At 66.9% G+C, this 20,472-nt stretch carries 18 protein-coding genes; all 18 read left to right on the top strand.

Annotation, left to right across the window (positions count from 1 at the left end; translation table 11 throughout):
• The first annotated feature begins 54 nt into the window (after positions 1-54).
• Positions 55-3,486: a beta strand repeat-containing protein gene (locus AC5E6L_RS05620; protein ID WP_491771841.1), complete on the top strand. Its 3,432-nt coding sequence runs from the start codon at positions 55-57 to the stop codon at positions 3,484-3,486.
• Positions 3,487-3,642: 156 nt separating this feature from the next.
• Positions 3,643-8,436, top strand: a complete 4,794-nt coding sequence (locus AC5E6L_RS05615; protein ID WP_491771839.1) for a beta strand repeat-containing protein — start codon at positions 3,643-3,645, stop codon at positions 8,434-8,436.
• A 116-nt stretch (positions 8,437-8,552) separates the two neighbouring features.
• The gene (locus AC5E6L_RS05610) at positions 8,553-9,215 is read left to right on the top strand and encodes a peptidoglycan-binding domain-containing protein (protein WP_491228757.1); all 663 of its coding nucleotides are present in this window, start codon (positions 8,553-8,555) and stop codon (positions 9,213-9,215) included.
• A 57-nt stretch (positions 9,216-9,272) separates the two neighbouring features.
• Positions 9,273-9,878 (top strand): YbjN domain-containing protein, encoded by a 606-nt coding sequence (locus tag AC5E6L_RS05605; protein ID WP_491228756.1) that lies wholly within the window; start codon positions 9,273-9,275, stop codon positions 9,876-9,878.
• A 216-nt stretch (positions 9,879-10,094) separates the two neighbouring features.
• On the top strand, positions 10,095-10,781 hold the full coding sequence (locus AC5E6L_RS05600; protein ID WP_491228755.1) for a hypothetical protein: 687 nt from the start codon (positions 10,095-10,097) through the stop codon (positions 10,779-10,781).
• Between the two features lie 375 nt (positions 10,782-11,156).
• Positions 11,157-12,209 carry a sensor histidine kinase gene (locus AC5E6L_RS05595; protein ID WP_491771836.1) on the top strand — a complete coding sequence of 351 codons (1,053 nt, stop codon included), beginning with the start codon at positions 11,157-11,159 and terminating at the stop codon, positions 12,207-12,209.
• A gap of 11 nt (positions 12,210-12,220) precedes the next feature.
• Positions 12,221-12,937, top strand: coding sequence for a response regulator transcription factor (locus AC5E6L_RS05590; RefSeq protein ID WP_491771834.1), 717 nt, complete (start codon positions 12,221-12,223; stop codon positions 12,935-12,937).
• A gap of 168 nt (positions 12,938-13,105) precedes the next feature.
• Complete coding sequence (gene gvpA, locus AC5E6L_RS05585) at positions 13,106-13,318, top strand: gas vesicle structural protein GvpA (RefSeq protein ID WP_491228752.1); 213 nt, start codon at positions 13,106-13,108, stop codon at positions 13,316-13,318.
• Between the two features lie 121 nt (positions 13,319-13,439).
• The gene (locus AC5E6L_RS05580; RefSeq protein WP_491228751.1) at positions 13,440-14,336 is read left to right on the top strand and encodes a helix-hairpin-helix domain-containing protein; all 897 of its coding nucleotides are present in this window, start codon (positions 13,440-13,442) and stop codon (positions 14,334-14,336) included.
• Between the two features lie 82 nt (positions 14,337-14,418).
• Positions 14,419-15,378 carry a gas vesicle protein GvpN gene (gvpN, locus tag AC5E6L_RS05575; RefSeq protein WP_491771831.1) on the top strand — a complete coding sequence of 320 codons (960 nt, stop codon included), beginning with the start codon at positions 14,419-14,421 and terminating at the stop codon, positions 15,376-15,378.
• 46 nt (positions 15,379-15,424) lie between these two features.
• Positions 15,425-15,751, top strand: coding sequence for a hypothetical protein (locus AC5E6L_RS05570; RefSeq protein ID WP_491228749.1), 327 nt, complete (start codon positions 15,425-15,427; stop codon positions 15,749-15,751).
• 133 nt (positions 15,752-15,884) lie between these two features.
• Complete coding sequence (gene gvpH, locus AC5E6L_RS05565) at positions 15,885-16,349, top strand: gas vesicle protein GvpH (protein ID WP_491228748.1); 465 nt, start codon at positions 15,885-15,887, stop codon at positions 16,347-16,349.
• The gene (locus AC5E6L_RS05560; RefSeq protein WP_491771829.1) at positions 16,349-17,416 is read left to right on the top strand and encodes a hypothetical protein; all 1,068 of its coding nucleotides are present in this window, start codon (positions 16,349-16,351) and stop codon (positions 17,414-17,416) included. The genes gvpH and AC5E6L_RS05560 overlap by 1 nt, the downstream gene beginning before the upstream one ends.
• Entirely contained in the window at positions 17,413-18,237 is an 825-nt protein-coding gene (locus AC5E6L_RS05555; protein WP_491228746.1) for a GvpL/GvpF family gas vesicle protein, read from the top strand. The genes AC5E6L_RS05560 and AC5E6L_RS05555 overlap by 4 nt, the downstream gene beginning before the upstream one ends.
• A 67-nt stretch (positions 18,238-18,304) precedes the next feature.
• Positions 18,305-18,520 carry a gas vesicle protein GvpG gene (locus AC5E6L_RS05550; protein WP_491771827.1) on the top strand — a complete coding sequence of 72 codons (216 nt, stop codon included), beginning with the start codon at positions 18,305-18,307 and terminating at the stop codon, positions 18,518-18,520.
• Entirely contained in the window at positions 18,517-18,879 is a 363-nt protein-coding gene (locus AC5E6L_RS05545) for a gas vesicle protein GvpO (protein WP_491228744.1), read from the top strand. Before AC5E6L_RS05550 ends, AC5E6L_RS05545 begins: the two co-directional genes overlap by 4 nt.
• A gap of 4 nt (positions 18,880-18,883) precedes the next feature.
• Positions 18,884-19,183 carry a gas vesicle protein gene (locus AC5E6L_RS05540; RefSeq protein ID WP_491228743.1) on the top strand — a complete coding sequence of 100 codons (300 nt, stop codon included), beginning with the start codon at positions 18,884-18,886 and terminating at the stop codon, positions 19,181-19,183.
• A partial coding sequence (locus AC5E6L_RS05535) for an AAA family ATPase (RefSeq protein WP_491771824.1) occupies positions 19,180-20,472 on the top strand: 1,293 nt, incomplete at its 3' end. The genes AC5E6L_RS05540 and AC5E6L_RS05535, both read left to right, overlap by 4 nt.

Here is a 20,472-nt window from a genome sequence, read left to right as displayed (position 1 = left end):
GTCGCGCTCGCCGCCAACACGCTGAATTCGGGGGGCGGTGTCACCCCGGCGAATGTGAGCCTGACCGGCGGCACGGCCGGCACAAACGATGACGGCAACGTCACCGCCTTCGGCAATGCCACCCTCGCCAACCTTCAGTCCAACTACAGCAGCGCGCTCACCGTGACGAACGAGAACTCGGTGGTTGGCCTTAGTGCCGATTCGCGTGAGGGCGCGGGCCCCCTGCCGGATCGGATCGCGAACAGCACGCTGGCCGCCGACCTGAACACGCAGGAGGCCGTCGCGCTCGGCAACCGGGGCACCAACGCCCTGTCGCTGGACGGCAACACGGTGGGCGGCGGCGCCGGCATCGCCAGCGTGCAGATCGTGGACGACGGCTCGAATATCGCGTCCGTCCTGTCCGGCGCATCGGCCGGGGCGGTCGCCGCGACGCATGTCGAAGGCAGCAGCCTGTCGGTCACGGGCAACACCCAGCAGGCCATCGGCTATGGCGGCACGGCCGCCAACACCCTGTCGGTGGACGCCAACAGCGTGGACATCGCGGCGGGCGGCGGGGTCGCCGCCACGTTCTTAGACACCTCCCCGGGGCAGCCCTTCCACACCAGTGCCGCTCAACCGCTCCTCACCGCGGCGTTCGGCCTGCTCAGCGACCAGTCGCTGGAAAGCGCCGTCGCGGCGACGGCCAGCGCGAACGTTGTCGGCCTTGAGGTCGAGGGCGACCTGATCGGCAGCGGCGCGGCCAACGACCGCAACACCCTCATGGCGGCGGGCCAGGGCCTCGATGCGAGCAACGCCATCGCGCTCGATGCCGGCACGCTCGAACAGACCGGCGACACCGTCGTCGGCCAGTTGCTCAACACCCAGGCGGTGGAAGGCGCGGGCGCGGACGTGTCCGCCATCGTCGCCAGCGGCAATGCGCGGGTGCGGACCGAGGGGGCGGCGGGCACCGCCGCGCGCGGCGCCGTGGTCTACTCCTTCGTGGAGGACGACCTCGACGGTTCCACCGTCTCGACCTCGACCAACACCGTGCAGGCGGTCGCCACCGGCAGCGGGGCGAGCAACACGCTCGCCGTCACCGGCAACACCGTCGACGTCGCCGCTGGTTCTCCCGGTCTGTTGTTGAGCCCCCCCACTACGACGCCGTCGCGGTTGACCAACCCCAACGCGTTCGGCCTGACCAACGCCCAGTCCGGCGACGGCACGGTCACCGCGTCGCTGGCCGGCGCTCCGTCCAGTGTCGTGCCTTCGGCGAGCATCGTCACACTGCTCGGTTCCGAAGGGGTGAATGCGGGCCCCACCACGACGACGCCCCCGACCCCGCAGACCATCGACGGGTCGAGCGTCGTCTCCGCCAACAATGTGCTGACGGCGGAAGGCACCAGCAACCGCGCGTCCAACGCGGTGTCGATCGCGGCCAACGACGCCACCACCAACAGCGGCTTGATGAACGTCCAGGTCACCGACGCGGACATCACGACCGCAGTCGGCGCTCCGGGCCTGGCCGGGGGTGTAGGGGGCGATTTCAACTACACCATCACCGGTCAGAATCTGAGCCACACTGGCACCGCATGGACCGGCGGCGACCTGTTCATCGATACGAGCAGCATCACACCCGTTGGCGGCACTTCGCAAGAGGCGGCCATTCAGCACCTGATCTCCGAGGGCTGGGTGGAATCGTCTCCGGGCATCTTGACGCGCCCTGCGGCCGGTATTACCGCCACCTCCCAAGAAAACGCGGATGCCGACGTTCCGCCTAGCGGTACCGGCTCTGGGATTACGACAGGCACCGGCAACTTCCCGACCCTCACCGCTCCCACCGTGCCGGACACCCTGGCCACCGGCGGCGTGCGGATCGCCACCTTCGGCAATGACATCGCCAACTCCACCCTGTCGGTCGCCGGCAACCGGGTGAACGGCGCGGTCACCGGCAACAGCGCGGCCAATGCGCTGTCGGTCGAGGCGGCGACCATCGCGGGCACCACCGGCACGGACGCCCCGGACAGCACTGTCACGCCGGAAGGGCTGGCGTTGATGGTTGTTGAGAATGTCGACCATGCCCTGGTCAGCGAGCAGCAGGTGAGCACGGAGGGCGCGGCCGAGACGCTGGAGAGCACGGTCTACGGCGCCTTCACCGTCGACACGCCCGCCCTCGACATCGCGAATGGCGACAATGTCGCGATCTCGGGCACGACGCTCGACGTGGCCGGCAACAGCGTGCGCGCCACCTCGGTCGGCAATGTGGGCGACAACGCGGTCGCGCTGGAGGGCAACGCCATCGCGGCCGGCTCGGCGCTGCTCTCGCGGCAGGGCGGCGATGCCGCCATCGACGCGACGGCGGGCATGGACGTGCGCGCGCCGGCGGCGGTCGCCACGTCCAGCGTGGACATGTCGTCCAACACCAACACGGCGCTCGGCGTGCTCAACGACGCCACCAACGCCTCAACGGTGTCCGGCGGCTCGGTGAGCACGCTCACCGCCGCGCCGGCCAATGCCGATCTCGGCTTCACCGGGACCGGCCCGCTCCTCGCCGTGGCCGACCATCTGGTGCAGAACGCGCAGGCGGCGGAAACGAGCGTGACCAGCGCGGCCACCACGTCGATCGCCAACAACGAGGCGGCGGCGGAGGCGACCACCGGCCTCGTCGACAGCACGCTGGTCGCCAACGGCAACGCCACCTACAGCGAGGCGTCCGCCAACCGCGCCACCAACACCCTGGCCCTCAACGGCGCATCGTCGCTGACGGCCAATGGCGGCGTCTCCAACCTGCAAGCGAGCGAGGCCGCCGTGGAGGCCACCGCCACCTCGAACGTCGCGCTGACGCTGGCCGGCACGGTTGAGAACACCGGTGCGACGCCCGCCATCAATGCGGCGGGCGCGCTGTCGAACAGCACGGTGGCGATGGAAGGCAACAGCACCGAGGCGCTGGCCCGCGGCAACCGCGCGGTCAACACGCTCGAAGCCGTGGCCGGGGCGGGTTACGCCACCGCGCAGGCCCCGAATGCGGGCTCGGGCATCGATCCGTCGAGGCTTGCCGTGGACGCGACCTATGCCGCGCTCAACGTGCAGCTCAACGAAGGAGCGGTTTCGGCCGGCAGCGAAAATGCTGTCTACCGGATCGCGCTCAACGCCGATCCCAACGCCACCGGCGGCAGTGCCAACGTCACCAACGGCACCGTGTCGCTACGCGGCAACAGCGTGATGGCGCAAGCACTGGGCAACAGCGCGGTCAACCGCGTCTCGCTGGTGGGCCTGAACACCGGCAGCCCGACGGCGGCCATCGGCAGCAGCCAGACCAACACCGCCGGCATCACGTCCACGGTGACCAGTGCCGCGCTGGCCCTGGCCTCCGCCGGACTGAGCGCCACCTCCGGCGTGGGCTCCGTCAATCCCGTCTCCGGCTCGTCCTTTGCCCTGACCGGCAACAGCGTGTCGGCGTCGGCCACGGGCAACAGCGTCTCGAACGCGATCGCCCGCGTGTCCCGCTAAGGGTCGCGACACCAAACACCGGCCGTGGCCTTGCCCCGCCGCGGTCGGTTCCGGGAAGGGGGTGGCGCCCCCTCGTACCGTCCCCTTCCCGTCTCTTCGGGGCATGTTTTCGAAGCGCGTATGCGGATCCGAAGCCAACTCACAGGGAGCGCTCCAATGGCGAAGGCAACCAGGACAAAAGCAACCAGGACGAACGCAACCAGGACAAGGCTTCTCGGCGGTGCCGGAACCACCGTCATCGCGGCCCTGATGGCCGGCGGCGCCCATGCCGCCGAAACCAGGGTGGTGGACCAGGCCCTCACCAATCCCATCGCCACCGGGCACCTGACCGTCAATTCGCCGGTCACCAACATCCAGGCGATCACCGCCACGGTCACCGGCGCGCAGGGCAGCCAGACGGTCACCGGCACGCAGGCCGGCACGACCAACACCGTCACCGCCAACATCATCAACGCCAACGCGACGGCCAACACCTTCGCCAATGCGCTGGACCTGTCGCTGATCGACGACGGCACGCCGTCGCCTGTGAACGATGGCGCCGCCGCGCTCGGCGTGGCGAGCAATGCCACGGACGGGAACGTCACGGCGTCGGTGATCGACAGTTCGTTCTCCATCAACCTGACCGACTTCACCTCCGGCACGGCCGTCAACAGCGCCAACAGGATCGAGGCCGTGGCGACCGGCAATGCGGGCACCACCGTGCTCGCCGGCGCGATCCCCAGCGGCTATGCGTCGGCCACGCAGGGCTCATCCGCCATCGACTATAGCGGGACCGCGGCGAACCTGCTCGACGCCGACGGCACCGTGGTCGCCACCTCGGTCCAGGCCAATCAGGGCGTCACCCTTGGCGCATCGGTCAACGCCGAACCGGCGGTCGGCCCTGCACCGGCCGAGCCGGGCAACAGCATCTCGCTGACGCTGTCGTCCACCTTCGACAACGATGTGGACAGTTCGCCCACGCTCGACGCCAACACGATCGGCGCAGCGCTCACCGGCAACATGGCGGCGAGCACGATCGACATCCAGGCCGGCGGCGCGCCGACCTTCGCGGGCTCTGCGGTGCTCACCAACCTGCAAGGCAATGTGGCGTCCTCGGCGTCCGCGACCAACAGCGATTCGACCATCGCGGCGCGGGTGGAGGGTGACGCGGGTCCCCCCACCGCCGTCAACACGCTCAATGGCGGCCTGTCGGTGCAGGGCAACACCATCTCCAGCGCGCTGGTCGGCAACCAGGCGAACGGCGGCAACGGCACGGCGGGCAACCGCATCGTGATCGGCGATGCCGTCTCGGTCGACGGGCCGGGCACCACCGGCACGCCCGGCTCCGCGATCGGCACCGATACCGGCGATCTTCAAAGCACTTCGACCGCCGATTTCGTGATCCAGAGCAGCCAGGGCAATGTGGACGGGCCGGCCCCCACGCCCCCCACCCTGGCAAGCACGACCGAGAACGGCGCGATCACCGCCTTCGTGCGCTCGCTGGAAGAGGGCACCATCACGCTGGCCGGCAACGAGGCGAGTTCGCGGACCGTCGCCAACAGCGCGTCGAGCGCGGTGGCGAGCGGCGCGAACGCGGCGTCCTTCGACGCCACGGTCACCGTCTCCAACCAGCAGGCCAATGACGGTATCGCCGCGTCGGCCACCACGCGCGGCGTGGAGATCACCGCCGTCGCGGCGCCCGACGATGTCGGCCCCACCGGCCCCGCGGGCGTGACCAGCCAGAGCGCGGTCGCCGTTTCCGAAAACGTCATCGCGGCGACCGGCATCGGCAACGACGCCACGCAGACCGTCGCGCTCGCCGCCAACACGCTGAATTCGGGGGGCGGTGTCACCCCGGCGAATGCGGATCTGGTGGGCGGCACGGGCGGCATCGACAATGAAGGCAACGTCACCGCCACCGGAAACGTCACCATCGCCAGCCTTCAGGCGAACTATGGCAGCACGCTCACCGTGTTGAACGAGGACTCGGAGATCGGCCTCGGTGCCGATTCGCGGCGCGCCCTGACCGGGCAGGCCCGCGCCCTGATCGCGGACAGCACGCTGACCACCGAGATGAACACGCAGGAAGCCGTCGCGCTCGCCAACCGGGGCACCAACGCGCTGTCGCTCGACGGCAACACGGTGGGCGCGGGCGCCGGCATCGCCAGCGTGCAAGCCGTGGACAACACCTCGCCGACGTCCTCCACCTTGTCCGGCGCGTCGGTCGGCTTGGTCGCCGGCACCCATGTCGAGGGCAGCAGCCTGGCGGTGACGCGCAACACCCAGCGCGCCGTCGGCTACGGCAATACGGCCACCAACAGCGTGTCGGTGGACGCCAACGCCGTGAACCTTGCTGAGTTGACCGGCACCGCCATCGACGTTCCCATTAACGCTACGGGTCGTCCGTTCCACTCGACGGCCGCCCAGCCGGAAGTCTCCGGGGCGTTCGGCGTGCTCAGCGACCAGTCTCTGGAAAGCGCCGTTACGGCGGAGGCCAGCGGAAACCTTGTCGGCCTTTCGGTCGCGGGCGACCTGACCGGCGGCAGCGCGGCCAACGACCGCAACATCCTCATGGCGGCGGGCCAGGGCCTCGATGCGACAAACAGGCTCGCGCTCGATGCCGGCACCATCGATCAGGGCACGGCCAGCAGCGTCTCGGTCGGCCAGTTGGCCAACACGCAGGCGGTGGTCGGTGCGGACGTCTCCGCCATCGTTTCGGGCGGCAATGCGCAGGTGCCGCCGGGTGGGGCGACGTCCGGCGCCGTGGTCCTCTCCTTCGTGGAGGACCTGGTCGACGGCTCCACCGTGTCGACCTCGGCCAACAGCGTGCAGGCGGTCGCCACCGGCAGCGAGGCGAACAACGCGCTCGACGTGACCGCGACCACCATCGATGCCGCGTCCGCCTTTGCCGAAGTGGGCGTCTCTGGGACCGGCTTCGCCAATGCGAACGCGTTCGGCCTGACCAACGCCCAGTCCGGCGACGGCGCGGTCACCGCGTCGCTGGCCGGCGATCCGCCGAGCTTTTTGGCTTCCGCGAGCATCGTCACCGTGCTCGGCTCGACGGGAGATCCTGTAACCAACCCGGCCCCGACCTCGAACACCGTCACCGGGGCGAGCGTGACGTCCGACACCAATGTGCTGACGGCCGAAGGCACTGGCAACCGTGCCGTCAACGCGCTGTCGATCGCCGCCAATGCCGTCACCACCAACAGCGGGTTGCAGAACTTCCAGGACAGCAATGCCAACATCACGACCGCGGTCGGCGAGGCGGGTCCGCCGGCGAACGCCAGCGCCGTGCGCATCGCCGCCTTCGGCGAAGCGATTGCCGACTCCGCCCTGTCGGTCGCCGGCAACCAGGTGAACGGCGCGGTCACCGCCAACAGCGTGGCCAACGCGCTGTCGGTGGAGGCGGCGACCATCGCGACCACCACCGGCGGAACGGTGCCGACCGCGTCGGTCGGTCTCGTGGGCCTTGATGAGATAAGCGTTGATGGTGCCGATCACGCCCTGATCAGCGAACAGCGGGCGGGCGACAATCCCGGCGTGCCGCAGGTGCTGGACAGCACGGCCTATGGCGCCTTCACCATCGACACGCCCGATCTCGACCTCGCCGCCACGCCGGCGCCCGACAACGTCACGATCTCGGGCACGACGCTCGATGTGGCCGGCAACAGCGTGCGCGCCACCTCGGTCGGCAATGTGGGCGACAACGCACTCGATATGGAAGGCAGCGCCATAAGGGCCGTCTCGGCGCTGGTGTCGCGGCAGAGCGGCATCGCCGATATCGACGTGACGGCCGGCATGGACGTGCGCGCCCCGGCGGCGGTTGGCACGTCCAGCGTGAATATGTCGTCCAACACCAACACGGCGCTCGGCGTGCTCAACGATGCGACCAATGCCGCATCGGTGTCCGGCGCCTCGGTGAACACGGTCGCTTCCACGGCGGAAAATGCCGATCTGGGCTACACCTCGGGTGGGACGGATCCGTTTTCAACGATCAATGCCGACCATATGGTGCAGAACACGCAGCAGGCCGGCGTGGGCGCGAGCTTGACCAGCACGGCCGCCACGTCGATCGCCAACAACGAGGCGGCGGCGGCGACCACGGGCCTCGTCGACAGCACGCTGGTCGCCAACGGTAACGCCACCTACAGCGAGGCGTCCGCCAACCGCGCCACCAACAGCCTGGCGCTTGACGGCGCATCGGCGCTGACGGCCACCGGCGGCGTCTCCAACCGGCAAAACAGCTTCGCCACCGTGGAGGCCAACGCCACATCGTCGCTCGACCTGACGCTGACCGGCACGGCCGCACAGGCTGGAATACCCGCGGCCGGTGCGTTGTCGAACGGCACGGTGAGCGTGGAAGGCAACAGCACCGAGGCGCTGGCCCGCGCCAACCGCGCGGTCAACACGCTCGAAGCCGTGGCCGGGGCGGGTTATGCCGCAACGCAGGCCGGCTCTGCGGGCGCAAGCGTCGTCCCAATAGTGGGTCCGCAAAGCGAGACGGTCACGGCGGATGCGACCTATGCCATGCTCAACGTGCAGACCAATGCCGAGGGAGCACCCGTATCGGCCCGCAGCGAAAATGCGGTCTATCGGATCGCGCTCAATGCCGATCCCAACGCCACCGCTGGCAGTGCCAACGTCACCAACGGCACCGTGTCGCTGGCCGGCAACAGGGTGACGGCGCAGGCACTGGGCAACAGCGCGGTCAACCGCGTCTCGCTCGTCGGCCTGAACACCGGCAGCCCGACGGCGGCCATCGGCAATGTCCAGGCCAACCTCTCCTCGGTCTCCGCCACGGTTTCCGGCGCCCAACTGGCCCTTGCCTCCACCGGCCTGAGCGCCACCTCCGGCGTGGGTTCCGTCAATCCCGTCACCGGCTCGTCCTTTGCCCTGACTGGCAACAGCGTGTCGGCGTCGGCCACGGGCAACAGCGTCTCGAACGCGATCGCCCGCGTGTCCCGCTAAGGGCCGCGACACCAACACCGGCCGTGGCCTTGCCCCGCTGCGGTCGGTTCCGGGAAGGGGGTGGCGCCCCCTCGTACCGCCCCCTTCCCGCCCCTTGTTTGTATGAGGCCCGACCGATGTCCCTTGATCGAATAACGGCGTCCCTTGCCACCTTGGGCCTTGCGGCCGCGCTGGGCGCGGCGCCCATCGTCGCCGTTCCCGGCGCGCTGGCGGCCACCGAAACGGGCCAGTTCGCCGTGCGCGGCGTCGGCTCGCGGTCCTGCGGCGACCTGACGGCCGCGCTCGACGGCGAGGCCGCCGACAATGTCACGGACGCGGCGGCGCTGTGGACCGCGGGCTATGTCAGCCATGTCAACCGGTCGACGCCCGGCCTCTTCGAGGCTTTGCCCATCGTGGACAATGCGGTCGTGGCGCGGTTGGCGCTGAACGTGTGCGGTTCCAATCCGGACGCCATGTTCGAGGCGGTGATCGCGCAGGTGATCGCCTCGTTTGCGGGCGCTGCCCTGTCCGAGGAGAGCGAACTCGTCCGGATCGGCCCGGAGGGCGCCTCGACGACGGTGCGCAGGGCCGTTTTCCGCGGTGTGCAGCAACGGCTGATCGACGAAGGGTTCCTGCCCGCCGGCGCGGCGGACGGGCTCTACGGGCCGCAGAGCCGCCGGGCGCTGATCGCGTTTCAGGCGGCGCGCGGCATCTCCGAGACCGGCATTCCCGATCCGGCGACGCTGATCGCGATGTTCGCCGCCGGCGCGCGCGCCGGCGAGGGCGGTGCCGCCCAGTGAAGGAACGGCGGCGGCGACGCATGCCGCCGCACGCAACGCAAAGAAGGACACAACCCCATGGGCGAGCGCCTCATCGAAACGGTCAATGCCACCACCATCGCCGCGCTTCTCAAGCAGATGGGCTGGCCCGCCTCTCCGGCCGGCGGCAAGGACGCGCCTCGGATCGTCAGCACGGTCAACGGCGTCAACTTCAACATCTGCTTCGGCACCAAGGCTCCCGGCAAGGCCGGCTGGACCGATTTCACCCTGTCGGCGCCGTTTTCGATCGACCAGCAGATCTCGCCCGTCGTCAGTGCGTTCTGGAACCGGCGGAACCGCTTCGCCCGCGTCTACCGGACCGATACGCACATCTTTCTCGACATGGACGTCGTCGTCCACAGCGGGGTCAGCGAGGCCCATATGAAGCACCAGTTGGCGGTCTGGTCGGACATTTCGCACATGTTCCTGCGCCATTTGCGCGCCGATCAGGCCGTGCTGGCGCGCTACAACGCCGCGCAGGGCGAGGCCACGGGCCGGCCGGTCGGCGCGAACGGCCGCGCGGTGGCGCCGGGGGCCGGCGCCTCGCAGCGGGCGCCGACGCCGAAGCGGACCGAGCAGCCGGCCGGGCCGGACGAAGCCCGGCCCGGCAATGCGGCATCGAAACACAATGCCGGGTCGACTTGAAACGATATCGCGAGTGCCCGTCATGCGCTGCCCGCGCACATGACGGGCGGCCGGGGCGCCCCATACCCCGGCCCGGACCGGGACGGATGTGTACCGAGTACCCCCGGTCCGAACTTCATCGAGACGACGTTCCCTGAAAGGGAGGCGGACATGCCCGATCCCGGCTACCGGTTCCTGGAATGGAAAACGGGGTGGGCCCGTTCGGAGGATGCTGACATGAAGACTGCCTCGTCGCCCGGCGGCACGAAAGCGCCTGGGCGCTCGCGCGGTGTCTGGCTGGGTTTGCTCGTCGTGCTCGCATGCGGCGGGGCCGCGGCGCTGATGCTCTTCTTCATCGCCGGCGACTGGCCGGACGCGCGCGGGCCGATCGTCGCGGGCGCGCAGTCGATCAAGCAGGATCGCGTCGTCCCGCCGGTCGAGGGCGATGCGGGCCTTCAGGATGCGGGCCTTGAAGAGGCCCCGGCGGTGCCGGCCTCCAACAGCGTGGCGCGACAGGCCGATGCCTGGGACATGAGGGCGTGCATGCCCCAGATCGCGCGCATTTCCGACTTCCTGACGCAGGGGCAAAGCTACACCGCGCTGTCGCAACGCGTCCGCCCCCAGGCCCAGGAAGGCAGCTTCTCGGCGACCATCGCCGCGCGCGACCGGACCGGCCTCGATACCATCTCCACCCTCGTTTCGGTGCCCGTCGGCGACCGGGCTTGCCGGTCCGCCTACCAGACCGTTGCCGCCTTCGGCGAACGGTGCGGGGCGGTTCAGGCCACCTATTTTGCGACATTTGCCGAAAATGTGGCCTTTGGGGACCGGGTGCAGGCTTGGCACAACGGGCAGGGCAGCTACGTCTATTTCCTGCCGTTCTCCGGCGATGGCTGCGTCGTCGTCAAGACCCAGATGTTCGATTAGGGGATTTATACCCCCGGTTGTGCCGGCAGCCAGCTTCGCCGAATGGGATTGGCGGGAGGCCATTTAATGCCGTGGCCGCCTTGCAAAAACGACCCGTCCCGTCTCCTCGCCTGATTTGCGAAGCGACTGAAATCCAATTCTAAAATATCGGAATGGGACTATTGAGTATTAATTATATAAAAATTTCATTAAAACTTGAAAATTTCATTTATCCAACTGAAATCAGTCAATAAATAAACATCCTGTAGAGGTAAAATTAACCGGTAAGACTGGGTTAACGAATTGAAGAGCGAACACTCCCATCCCGGCGGAAAAAAGCCTCCAAACCCAGGCGATTGGTGCCATGAATTGAATTTGCCATCCAGCATGGACCAGATGCCGGCGGCGTTCACGTTGCAGGATCGGAACGGTTTTTTCCTTTACGCCAACACATATGTGGCGCGCTTGTGCGAGGCGGTGCCCGAAACGATGATCGGCGCGTCCATGCACGACTTTCTTCCCGAGGCGGACGCCGATCTTCTCGCCGCGATCGACAGGCGGGTCGAAAAAACCGCGGCCGCGAGCGGCAAGGAGCTCGACCTGAGCTTCGGCGGCGGCCGGCGGCGCATCCTGGTCCTTAAGTTTCCCGTCTTGCCGGAGCGGCGACAGGTGGCGGCCATCGGCACGCTGGGCGTCGATGTCACCGAGCGCCGCCGGATGGAAACCGATGTGCATCGCTCGCTGGGAGACCTGGCCCAGGCCGAGCGTCAGGTGGGGTTGATGGAGTTGTCCGCCGCTCTGTCCCACGAGCTCAACCAGCCCCTGACGGCGGTGTTCAACTATGCGCGCAGCAGCACCCGCCTTCTGGCATCGGGACGCCACCGTCCGGAGCAGCTTATGCCGATCCTGGACAAGATCGCCGACGAGGCCGAGCGGGCGGGCCGGATCGTCAAGCATCTGCGGTGGGTTTTTCGCAACAGCCGCCGCGCCATGGGGCCCGTCGACGTCAACATGGCCATGCGCACCGTTTTCGAGCTGACGGCCGCCACGCGCCATGCGGCCCATGTCGTCCTCAAGCCGCATTTGACGAACGGACTGCCCCCCGTCCGCGCCGATCGCGTGACGGTGGAGCAAATCGCGCTCAACCTTGTCGTCAATGCGATCGACAGCATGGCGGGCATGACCGGCGGAGAGCGGTGCCTGACCGTTCATACGGCCATGTCGGCGCCCGATCGCGTCAAGATCGACGTCGCCGACACGGGTTCCGGCGTTCCCGAGAGCATAAGGCCGATCCTGTACGAGCCTTTCATCACCACCAAGGAGGGCGGATCGGGTCTCGGCCTGTCGATCTGCCGCACTCTCACCCAGCGTCTGGGGGGGACGCTCAGCGAAAGCCCGAACGAGGACGGCGGAGAGACCTTCTGTCTCGAACTGCCGATCATGAAGTGAGCCCTGATTGCGTGAAAGCCGATGCGGCCATATATGTTGTCGACGACGATCAGGCCGTCGGCGAATCGCTTAAGCTGCTTTTTGAATCGGTGGACCTTGAGACGTGCGTCTCCCAGTCCGCCTCTCAGTTCGCCCGCGCCTTCACGCCGGACAGGCCGTGCTGCATCGTCCTTGACAGCCGCATGCCCGAATTCGGCGGAATGGAGATCCTGGCGCGCCTCAGGCAGGCCGGCGTCTTCTCGCCCGTGATCTTCCTGACCGGCTATGGCGACGTCGAAACCGCCGTGCGCGCCATCAAGATGGGCGCGGCGGAATATCTGGAAAAGCCGGTCAACGACGAACTTCTGCTTGAACGCGTCCAGCACTGGATCGGCATCGACCGCTCGGACAGGATCAACCGGCAGAAAATGGCCGCCGATCGCGAGAAGCTGCGCAGATTGTCCAAGCGCGAGCGCGAAGTTCTTGTCGGCGTGCTCGACGGGTTGTCGAACAAGCAGATGGCGATCCGATACGATCTCAGCGTTAAATCGATCGAGGTCTACAGAAGCAAGATGATGAAAAAGATGGAGACAGGCTCTGTCGCTGAGATTATAAGAAAGATAGTAATATTATCGATATATGATAAAAATAAAGAAAAAATAAACCATGCTTTACCGAAAGAAGATATGTTGTACTCAATTAATATTAGTGCTGATCAATACAAAAATAAATTCCAGGACCTGTTTTGAGTTAAGGGATACGTAGGGCGCGGCGATCGGGAAATGCAGTGTATCGACATGGGGCAGGGCAGCAAGGGTTTTCCCTAGCAGAGCTACATAAACGACCCGAGTTTACATTACGGAGCCTTGGGTGCAGCAATGCGCCGGTCGGATCGACAATCAAGGAGATATTGGATCATGGCAGTAGAAAAAACAATGGCTTCGGGCAGTCTTGCCGAGGTCGTCGATCGTATTCTGGACAAGGGTATCGTCGTCGATGCATGGGCGCGTGTTTCGCTGGTCGGCATCGAGCTTCTGGCCGTCGAGGCGCGTGTCGTTGTCGCAAGCGTCGACACCTACCTGAAATACGCCGAGGCCGTCGGTCTGACCGCACAGCCTCAGGAAGCCTGAGCGGCTTCAAAAGCAAAACGCCATAGATGCCATTCGTCGGGGGACGGCCGGTCAATGGACGTTGCGGTCGGCTCGGTCTCTCCCGGCGAAACGAACGCCGCTGTTTTATGGGAAAATGGACATGCCTGCATCCGAAAACTACCACACTTTCGATCCGGACCGGACTTTGAGGCGGCTGGAGGTGGATGCGATTCGGCAAGGCACGGCACAGTTTCTGGCGGACTTCCGCTCTCACATGCGGGCCTTGGCCGGGGAGCGGCAGGCCGATGCTTGGCGCCAGATCGATGCGTTGAGACGCGATGTTGCCGATATGCGCGGCGATGTCGATGATGCGGTCGAGGCCTTTGCCAGGGCCAGGCAGGACGGCGCGGTCAAGCAGGGTGCCGCGCTTAGCGCTTATATGGGCGGGCTCCGGACGGTCGTCACGCAGATGAAGCGTCAGGCCGAGGATATGGTCGATGCGCTCGCCGCGACCCGCAAGCAGGCCAGCCATGCCCAGTTCAAGGCGCTGCGCGGCGCGCGCCAGGATCAGGCGGATCTGGTCGAGCGCCAGCTTGCCGCCATACGCGAGAGCCGCCGCCGCGCGGCTCTGGAACAGCGCCGCCTTCTGGCCGCGTTCAGAGCCGATTTGAGGAACGGCGTCGACGACATGATCGACGCCTTGCGTAAGAATCGCGGCGCGGCGCGGCGGGTGGGGCCGCGCACCGTGCGGCCGCAGACCCTGGACAGGGTCGCGCCGGCGCCCGCCCGACAGCCCGACCCGGTGCCGATCGCCGACGACCTCACGCAGATCAAGGGGATCGGACCCGCCATGGCGGACCGGCTGGCAAAGCTGAACGTGACGACCTTCGCCGCCCTGGGTGCGCAGGACCCCGATGCGCTGCGCCGGCAGCTCGGCGGCATTCCCATGTCGGACATCCCCGGCTGGATCGATGAGGCGCGCAATCTGTCGGCCGGCGCCGAGCCTGCCTTGTCCGGGGAGCGTGATGACGACGCCGTCCGGCCGGTTGAGGAATGACGGCCGGCCCATGCCGGCTTGAGATGGGATTTCGGAGGCAGACCTTATGGCCAGCACGGCGACAGGAGCCTTGGCGAGACCGGTGACGACGCTTTCGCCGCGCCCAAGTCCCGATTATGTCGAGACGCCCTCGCTGAAGGCTCTGCGCGGGCGCGCCTTCAACTATCTCAAGGCTGGTTTTCCCCTGCATCTGCGCGGGCCTGCGGGCTCGGGCAAGACCACGCTTGCCTTTCATCTGGCAGCGCAGCTCGAACGGCCCGTCATGCTGATGGTCGGCGACGAGGAGATGTCCACCTCCGACCTGGTCGGCCGGCAGTCGAGCTATCAGTACCGCAAGGTCGTCGACCGCTTCATCCACTCGGTGCTGAAATATGAGGAAACGGCCAATCAGCACTGGGCCGACCACCGTTTGACGACCGCTTGCCGCGAAGGGTGCACGCTGATCTATGACGAGTTCACGCGATCGCGGCCCGAGGCCAACAATATCCTTCTTGGCGTGTTGGAGGAGCGGCTTCTGGTCATGCCGGCCGCCAACCAGAAGGACGAATATATCAAGGTGCATCCCGATTTCCGGGTGATCTTCACAAGCAATCCGCAGGAATATGCCGGCGTGCACGAAGCGCAGGATGCGCTCAGCGACCGCATGATCACGCTCAATGTCGATTTCCTTGACGAGGATTCGGAGGCCGCCATCGCCGTGGCGCGCTCGGGCCTGGATCGCGAGGCGGCGTCCGCCATCGTCAGGCTGGTCCGCGAATTCCGCGCCTCCGGCGAATATGAACAGCTTCCGACCCTGCGTGCCTGCATAATGATCGCCAGGCTGACGGCCGCCCAGGATCTGCGTCCGTCCTCGGACGATGACCATTTCGTGCAGATCTGCCTGGATGTGCTTGAAGGCAAGAGTGCGCCGCGCACCGGTGCGACCGATCAGCGGGCATCCCAGCGCAAGCTGCTGCTGAGCATGATAGAGCATCATTGCGGCGCCGGGCGTCTCAGGGTTGTCGGGGGCGCGGCGAAAACCGGAGACGCCGTCCAGGCATAGGCGTGCTGCCCGATGCCGGAGAAACGGGTTTAGAGGAGCTTCAGCCATGGCCCACGGCGGCATCAAGGGGATCGGCGATATCCCCACAAACGGGTCCGTGATGCGTTCTGGGTCGAACGGTGCCCAGAACGCGCACCGTCTGGCACGAATGCAACACCAGAAATCGCTCCTGGAGAAGCAGTTGGCTGTCTGGACCCTCAAGAAGGCGACGACGGAACGGCGCCTCAGGCAACTCGAAGAGGAAATAGGCGAGGTGCTGGCGTCCTTCGGCCGGAGCGCCCACGGCGCAAAGCCTGGAGCCGCGCGGCGCAAGCCGGAAAAAGGCGGGCCGGATTCGGTTCCCAAGCGCCAAGAGGTGGCATTCGAGTTTTGACGTCGCATGCTGCGGCATGCGCAAAGCGAGGGCGAAACAGGTGAACGAGCGCAGGCGCAGCAACATTCCTCCCGGTATACGGCGGGGACCGTCCTCAAAGGAGGGGCCGTCCTCCAAGGAAGGTCTTGCCGAGATGTTCTCCCGGCTCGGCGGGGTCATCAGGCACCTTGAGGGCCTCGTCGAAAGCGGTGGCGAAGAGATCCGGCGCGGCGGCGAGTTCAACATACCGGGCCTGGGCGAAAAGGCCCGCGGCATCTACGGCTTCAGCGTGCGCACGGGCCTTGACGGCGAGACGCGCGTCCGGCCCTTCGGCAACATCAAGCCGACAAAGAGCGGACCCGAGGTGGTCGATGTACGCGAACCCCTGATCGATGTCTTCGACGAGGGCGATGAGCTGCTGATCGTCGCCGAACTGCCCGGCGTATCAGACCAGGAAATCGAAGTTGCCGTGTCGGACGGCCTGCTGACGCTTCAGGCGACCGGCGAGCACCGCTACGCCAAGGAGCTTGAACTGACGGTGCGCATCGAGGCCGAGCCGACGCGCCGTCTCTATCGCAACGGTCTGCTCGAGTTGCGGTTCGCCAAGGCGCCGGAGTGATGTCGGACGCGGTCAGGCATTTCTCGCGGCACGACATTGACGGCGTCCGCCTGCAGGTGATCGCGGACACCGAGGACGGTCTTGACCGCATCATCGCCGGCGAAAGGGCGGTTATATCCGAGTTCCGGCGTCATGTGGACTGGCCGTGCAAATGGCTGAATCTGTTCGTATTCGACGATCTCGATCCGCTCATCGACCAGATTTCGGACAATGCCGTCCTCCCGCCTGCCGAGGCGCGGGCGCTCGCGCAGCGGCCGATGGTGCATATCTACAATCTCGCCGATCCCGCCGAATCGACGATCTTCGTCAATCGCGGCCTGATGGCGCGCCAGGGCCTTTGGGCGGATGCGCTGGCGCTTCGCGGCCTTCTGGCGCATGAGCATGCCCACCCGCTGGCCGAAAACGCAACGACGCGCGCGGTGCGCGACCTGCGTTTCGAGGCGGCCTTCGACGAGGTCGGCGGTGTGGACGTCGCCCCCTTCGTGCACGCGCCGGCGCACGAGCTTTGCCTGCACGCCCCGCAGGAGGTTTTTTCGAATGAGTTGGCGATCCGCATCGGGTTCGGCGACGCGCTGATGCGCCTGAACCGGATCTTCATCGGCGATGCCCGCCGGGCGGTCGCCGGACGCGATGAACTCGCCGGGCGGCTGGACGCCGCCGGCAAGGCCGGCCGGCTGAGCCCGCGCGCGGCGTCCGTGCTGCTCCTGCTGGCCTCCGTTCATGCCTGCGGCCGGTTCGCGCTGGAAACCGCCGCCTTTGCGCGCGCTGGCCAAAAGGAGCGCGCGCGCGCGCTCGAAACCATGCTGGAAGATGGGGTTTTCCGGCGTTTCGAGCCCGAACTCGAGCCGCTCTATCGCGGCCTTTACGAGCGCTATCTCGCGCTGACGCCGGATATGGCGGCCAAATCGGTGCGGGACTGGGCGGAGGCGACGTTCGCGCCGCTCGCAGCGCGGATCGACGGCGCCGGGCTGGCCGCAAGGGTCCATTTCCGCATCGCCGGCGACGGCGCGCCCGCAACGCGGGCGGCCGGTCCGACGATGCGGGCAATCGATGAGGTGTTGCCATGACGACCGGCGCTTCGGCCGATATCGGCGATCCGCGCAACGCACCCGAACACCGGCCCGACCTGTTCGAGCGAAAATATATCTACGGCGTCATTCGTTGCCCGCGGCCGCTCACCTTCGCATCCAAGGGCGTCGCCGGTGCCGATCACGCGGTGCGCACGATCCACCATCGTGATCTCGCGGCCATCGTCAGCGATTCGCCCGATGCCGAATATGACAGCACGCGGCGCAACATGACCGCCCACATGCGCGTTCTTGAAGAGGCCATGCGCGACCACACCGTTCTTCCCGTGCGTTTCGGCAGCGTCGCCCCGGACATCGAGGCTGTCAGCACGGGTCTTTTGAAGGAGCGCCATGACGACATCGCCCAATGGCTCGACCGCATGGGCGGCAAGATCGAGATGGGCGTCAAGGCGTTCTGGTACGAGGACGGCCTCTACAGGGACATTGTCGCCGACCATGGCGACATCCGCAGGCTCAGGGACCGGATCAGCCAGAAGCCGCCGGAGCAGACCTATCGCGAGCGCATTCGTCTGGGGGAAATGGTGGAGGGCGCGCTCGCCGAAAAGCGCAGGGCCGACAGCGCCACGATCCTGGATGCGCTGCGTCCGCTTGCCGAAGATGTTCGCGTCAACGAGCCCGTCAACGAACGCATGGCCCTGAACGCGGCTTTCCTGCTGCCCGCCGACCGGCAAGACGCCTTCGAGAACGCGCTCGGGGCGCTCGACCGTGAAATCGGCGCGCGGGTCATGTTCAAGGCGGTCGGTCCGGCGCCGCTCTACAACTTCATAGGGATCGTGCTGCCGGACGGGGCGGGGCGCTGACCGCGGGCGGCACGCAGGCGCAAGGGAGGTGGTTTTGGGATTGCTGGCGAGGCTTTTGGCGGCACCCGTGAGCGGCCCGTTCCGGGGAGCGATGTGGACCTTGATGACCATCGCCAGGCGGGCCGAAAACGAACTTTATGACGAGGGCGGCATCCGCAGGCAGATCACCGAGCTCGAACTGCGCTACGACCTCGGCGAGATAGACGACGAGCAATATGACCGCATCGAGCAAGTCCTGATGGAGCGCCTGCGAGAAAGCCGCAAGAGGAACGCTACGCTATGAACACCGAAGCAAAGACGACCGAAGACGGCTCGCCCATGCCGGGCGGGCCCGAGCCGATGCCGCAGGAAACGCCGGCCCCGCGGGCCTTGGCCGGCGCGAAGCTTACCGCGCCGCGGGCCGCCGCCGGAGCCAGGGACCTTCTGACCGAGATGGTCGATCTTGAACTCGACAGCATCTCGGAAATCTCCAAGACGGCGGAAGGCTGGCGGGTCGTGGTGAACCTGGTCGAACTGCGCCGCATCCCCAACACGACCGATGTGATCGCGTCCTACGAGGTTCTGCTGGACCAGAACGGCGACCTGCTCGGCTATCATCGCGAGCGCCGCTACCGGCGCGACCAGACCGGCGGCGAGGTGTGAGCGCATGGACGACCGTATGCCGCAATCGCTCCAGACGACCAACCTGGCCGACATTCTCGAACGGGTGCTCGACAAGGGTGTGGTGATCGCCGGAGACGTCAAGGTGTCGCTGGTCGATATCGAACTGCTCAGCATCAAGCTGAGGCTGCTGATCGCATCGGTCGACAAGGCCAAGGAACTGGGCATCAACTGGTGGGAGAGCGATCCCGAACTGTCCACGCGCGCCAGGCAGCTTGAGCAGGAAAACCGCGATCTGTGCGAACGTCTCGAACGGTTGGAGAAGCGATTGGAGCAGGCCGGATGAGCAAGCGGTCGGCGGGAACGCAAACCAGGAAGGCGGACACCACATTGACCGCCGGCCAGCCGCGCCTTGAAAGGCCGTTCAGGGTGGCCGAGGCGCCGCCGAAGGATGTCGGTCGGGGGCTTGTGCGCCTCGACCCGAAGGATATGCGGGACCTGCAGGTCGAGATCGGCGACGTGATCGAGATCACGGGCAAGCGCGTCACCGTGGCGCGCGCGATGCTGGCGCATGCCGATCACCGCGACCGCAAGCTGATCCAGATGGACGGTATCGTGCGCGCCAATGCAGGGGCGGCGCTGGAGGAGAGCGTCGGCGTGCGCCGCACGGCGGCGCGCGCGGCGCGCACGGTCGTGCTCGCGCCCGATCGCGGCGCTGCGGGCGAACGCCGTCTTCAGGGCGATTATGTCAGCCGCTTGTTGCAGGGCATGCCGGTGCTTGTCGAGGACAAGGTCCGCGTCAATCCCGTCGGCACCCAGATGCACGGATTTACGGTCACGCACACCGAGCCCGGCGGCCCGGTGCTGATCGGCCCGACAACGGCGCTCAAGTTCGAGGGCGTGGGCAAGGGCGGCAGCTCCGTCACCTATGAGGACATTGGCGGCCTGCACGGCGAGGTCCGGCGCGTGCGCGAAATGATCGAACTGCCGCTGCGCTATCCGCAGGTCTTCGACCATCTGGGGATTTCGGCGCCGAGGGGCGTGCTTTTGTACGGTCCGCCCGGCACGGGCAAGACGCTGATCGCGCGGGCCATCGCGCACGAGGTCGGCGTCAATTTCCTGCATGTCAACGGCCCCGAGATCATCGAGAAATGGTACGGCGCCAGCGAGGCGCATCTGCGCAACATGTTCAAGGAAGCCGAGCGCAACGCGCCGGCCATCATCTTCATCGACGAGATCGACGCCATCGCCCACAAGCGCGAGGGCATGAGCGGCGACCGCCAGGTCGAAAGGCGGGTCGTCGCCCAGTTGCTGGCTCTGATGGACGGCCTGAAATCCCGCGGCGAGGTCGTCGTCATCGCCGCGACGAACATTCCCGACGAACTCGACCCGGCGCTGCGCCGTCCGGGCCGGTTCGACCGCGAAATCGAGATCGGCGTTCCCGACGCCGAGGGGCGGGAGACGATCCTGGAAATCCACAGCCGCGGCATGCCGCTCGCCCAGGATGTCGCGCTCGACGGGCTGGCGCGACTGACGCATGGTTTCGTGGGAGCGGATCTGGCCGCCCTGTGCCGCGAGGCGGCGATGAACGCGGTGCGCCGCCTGCTGCCGGATATCGACTTCGAGGCGCTTCGT

Source organism: Roseitalea sp. (genome assembly GCF_984466335.1).
Note: the sequence above shows the minus strand (reverse complement) of the source record. Positions and strands in the feature narration are given on the sequence as shown.

Coding starts and splice junctions, on each gene's coding strand:
- gvpH (WP_491228748.1), top strand. CDS start 15,885: ATGTTCTCCCGGCTCGGCGGGGTCATCAGGCACCTTGAGGGCCTCGTC.
- AC5E6L_RS05580 (WP_491228751.1), top strand. CDS start 13,440: ATGCCTGCATCCGAAAACTACCACACTTTCGATCCGGACCGGACTTTG.
- AC5E6L_RS05560 (WP_491771829.1), top strand. CDS start 16,349: ATGTCGGACGCGGTCAGGCATTTCTCGCGGCACGACATTGACGGCGTC.
- AC5E6L_RS05545 (WP_491228744.1), top strand. CDS start 18,517: ATGAACACCGAAGCAAAGACGACCGAAGACGGCTCGCCCATGCCGGGC.
- AC5E6L_RS05595 (WP_491771836.1), top strand. CDS start 11,157: ATGCCGGCGGCGTTCACGTTGCAGGATCGGAACGGTTTTTTCCTTTAC.
- AC5E6L_RS05555 (WP_491228746.1), top strand. CDS start 17,413: ATGACGACCGGCGCTTCGGCCGATATCGGCGATCCGCGCAACGCACCC.
- AC5E6L_RS05540 (WP_491228743.1), top strand. CDS start 18,884: ATGGACGACCGTATGCCGCAATCGCTCCAGACGACCAACCTGGCCGAC.
- AC5E6L_RS05610 (WP_491228757.1), top strand. CDS start 8,553: ATGTCCCTTGATCGAATAACGGCGTCCCTTGCCACCTTGGGCCTTGCG.
- AC5E6L_RS05600 (WP_491228755.1), top strand. CDS start 10,095: ATGAAGACTGCCTCGTCGCCCGGCGGCACGAAAGCGCCTGGGCGCTCG.
- AC5E6L_RS05570 (WP_491228749.1), top strand. CDS start 15,425: ATGGCCCACGGCGGCATCAAGGGGATCGGCGATATCCCCACAAACGGG.
- AC5E6L_RS05605 (WP_491228756.1), top strand. CDS start 9,273: ATGGGCGAGCGCCTCATCGAAACGGTCAATGCCACCACCATCGCCGCG.
- AC5E6L_RS05615 (WP_491771839.1), top strand. CDS start 3,643: ATGGCGAAGGCAACCAGGACAAAAGCAACCAGGACGAACGCAACCAGG.
- gvpA (WP_491228752.1), top strand. CDS start 13,106: ATGGCAGTAGAAAAAACAATGGCTTCGGGCAGTCTTGCCGAGGTCGTC.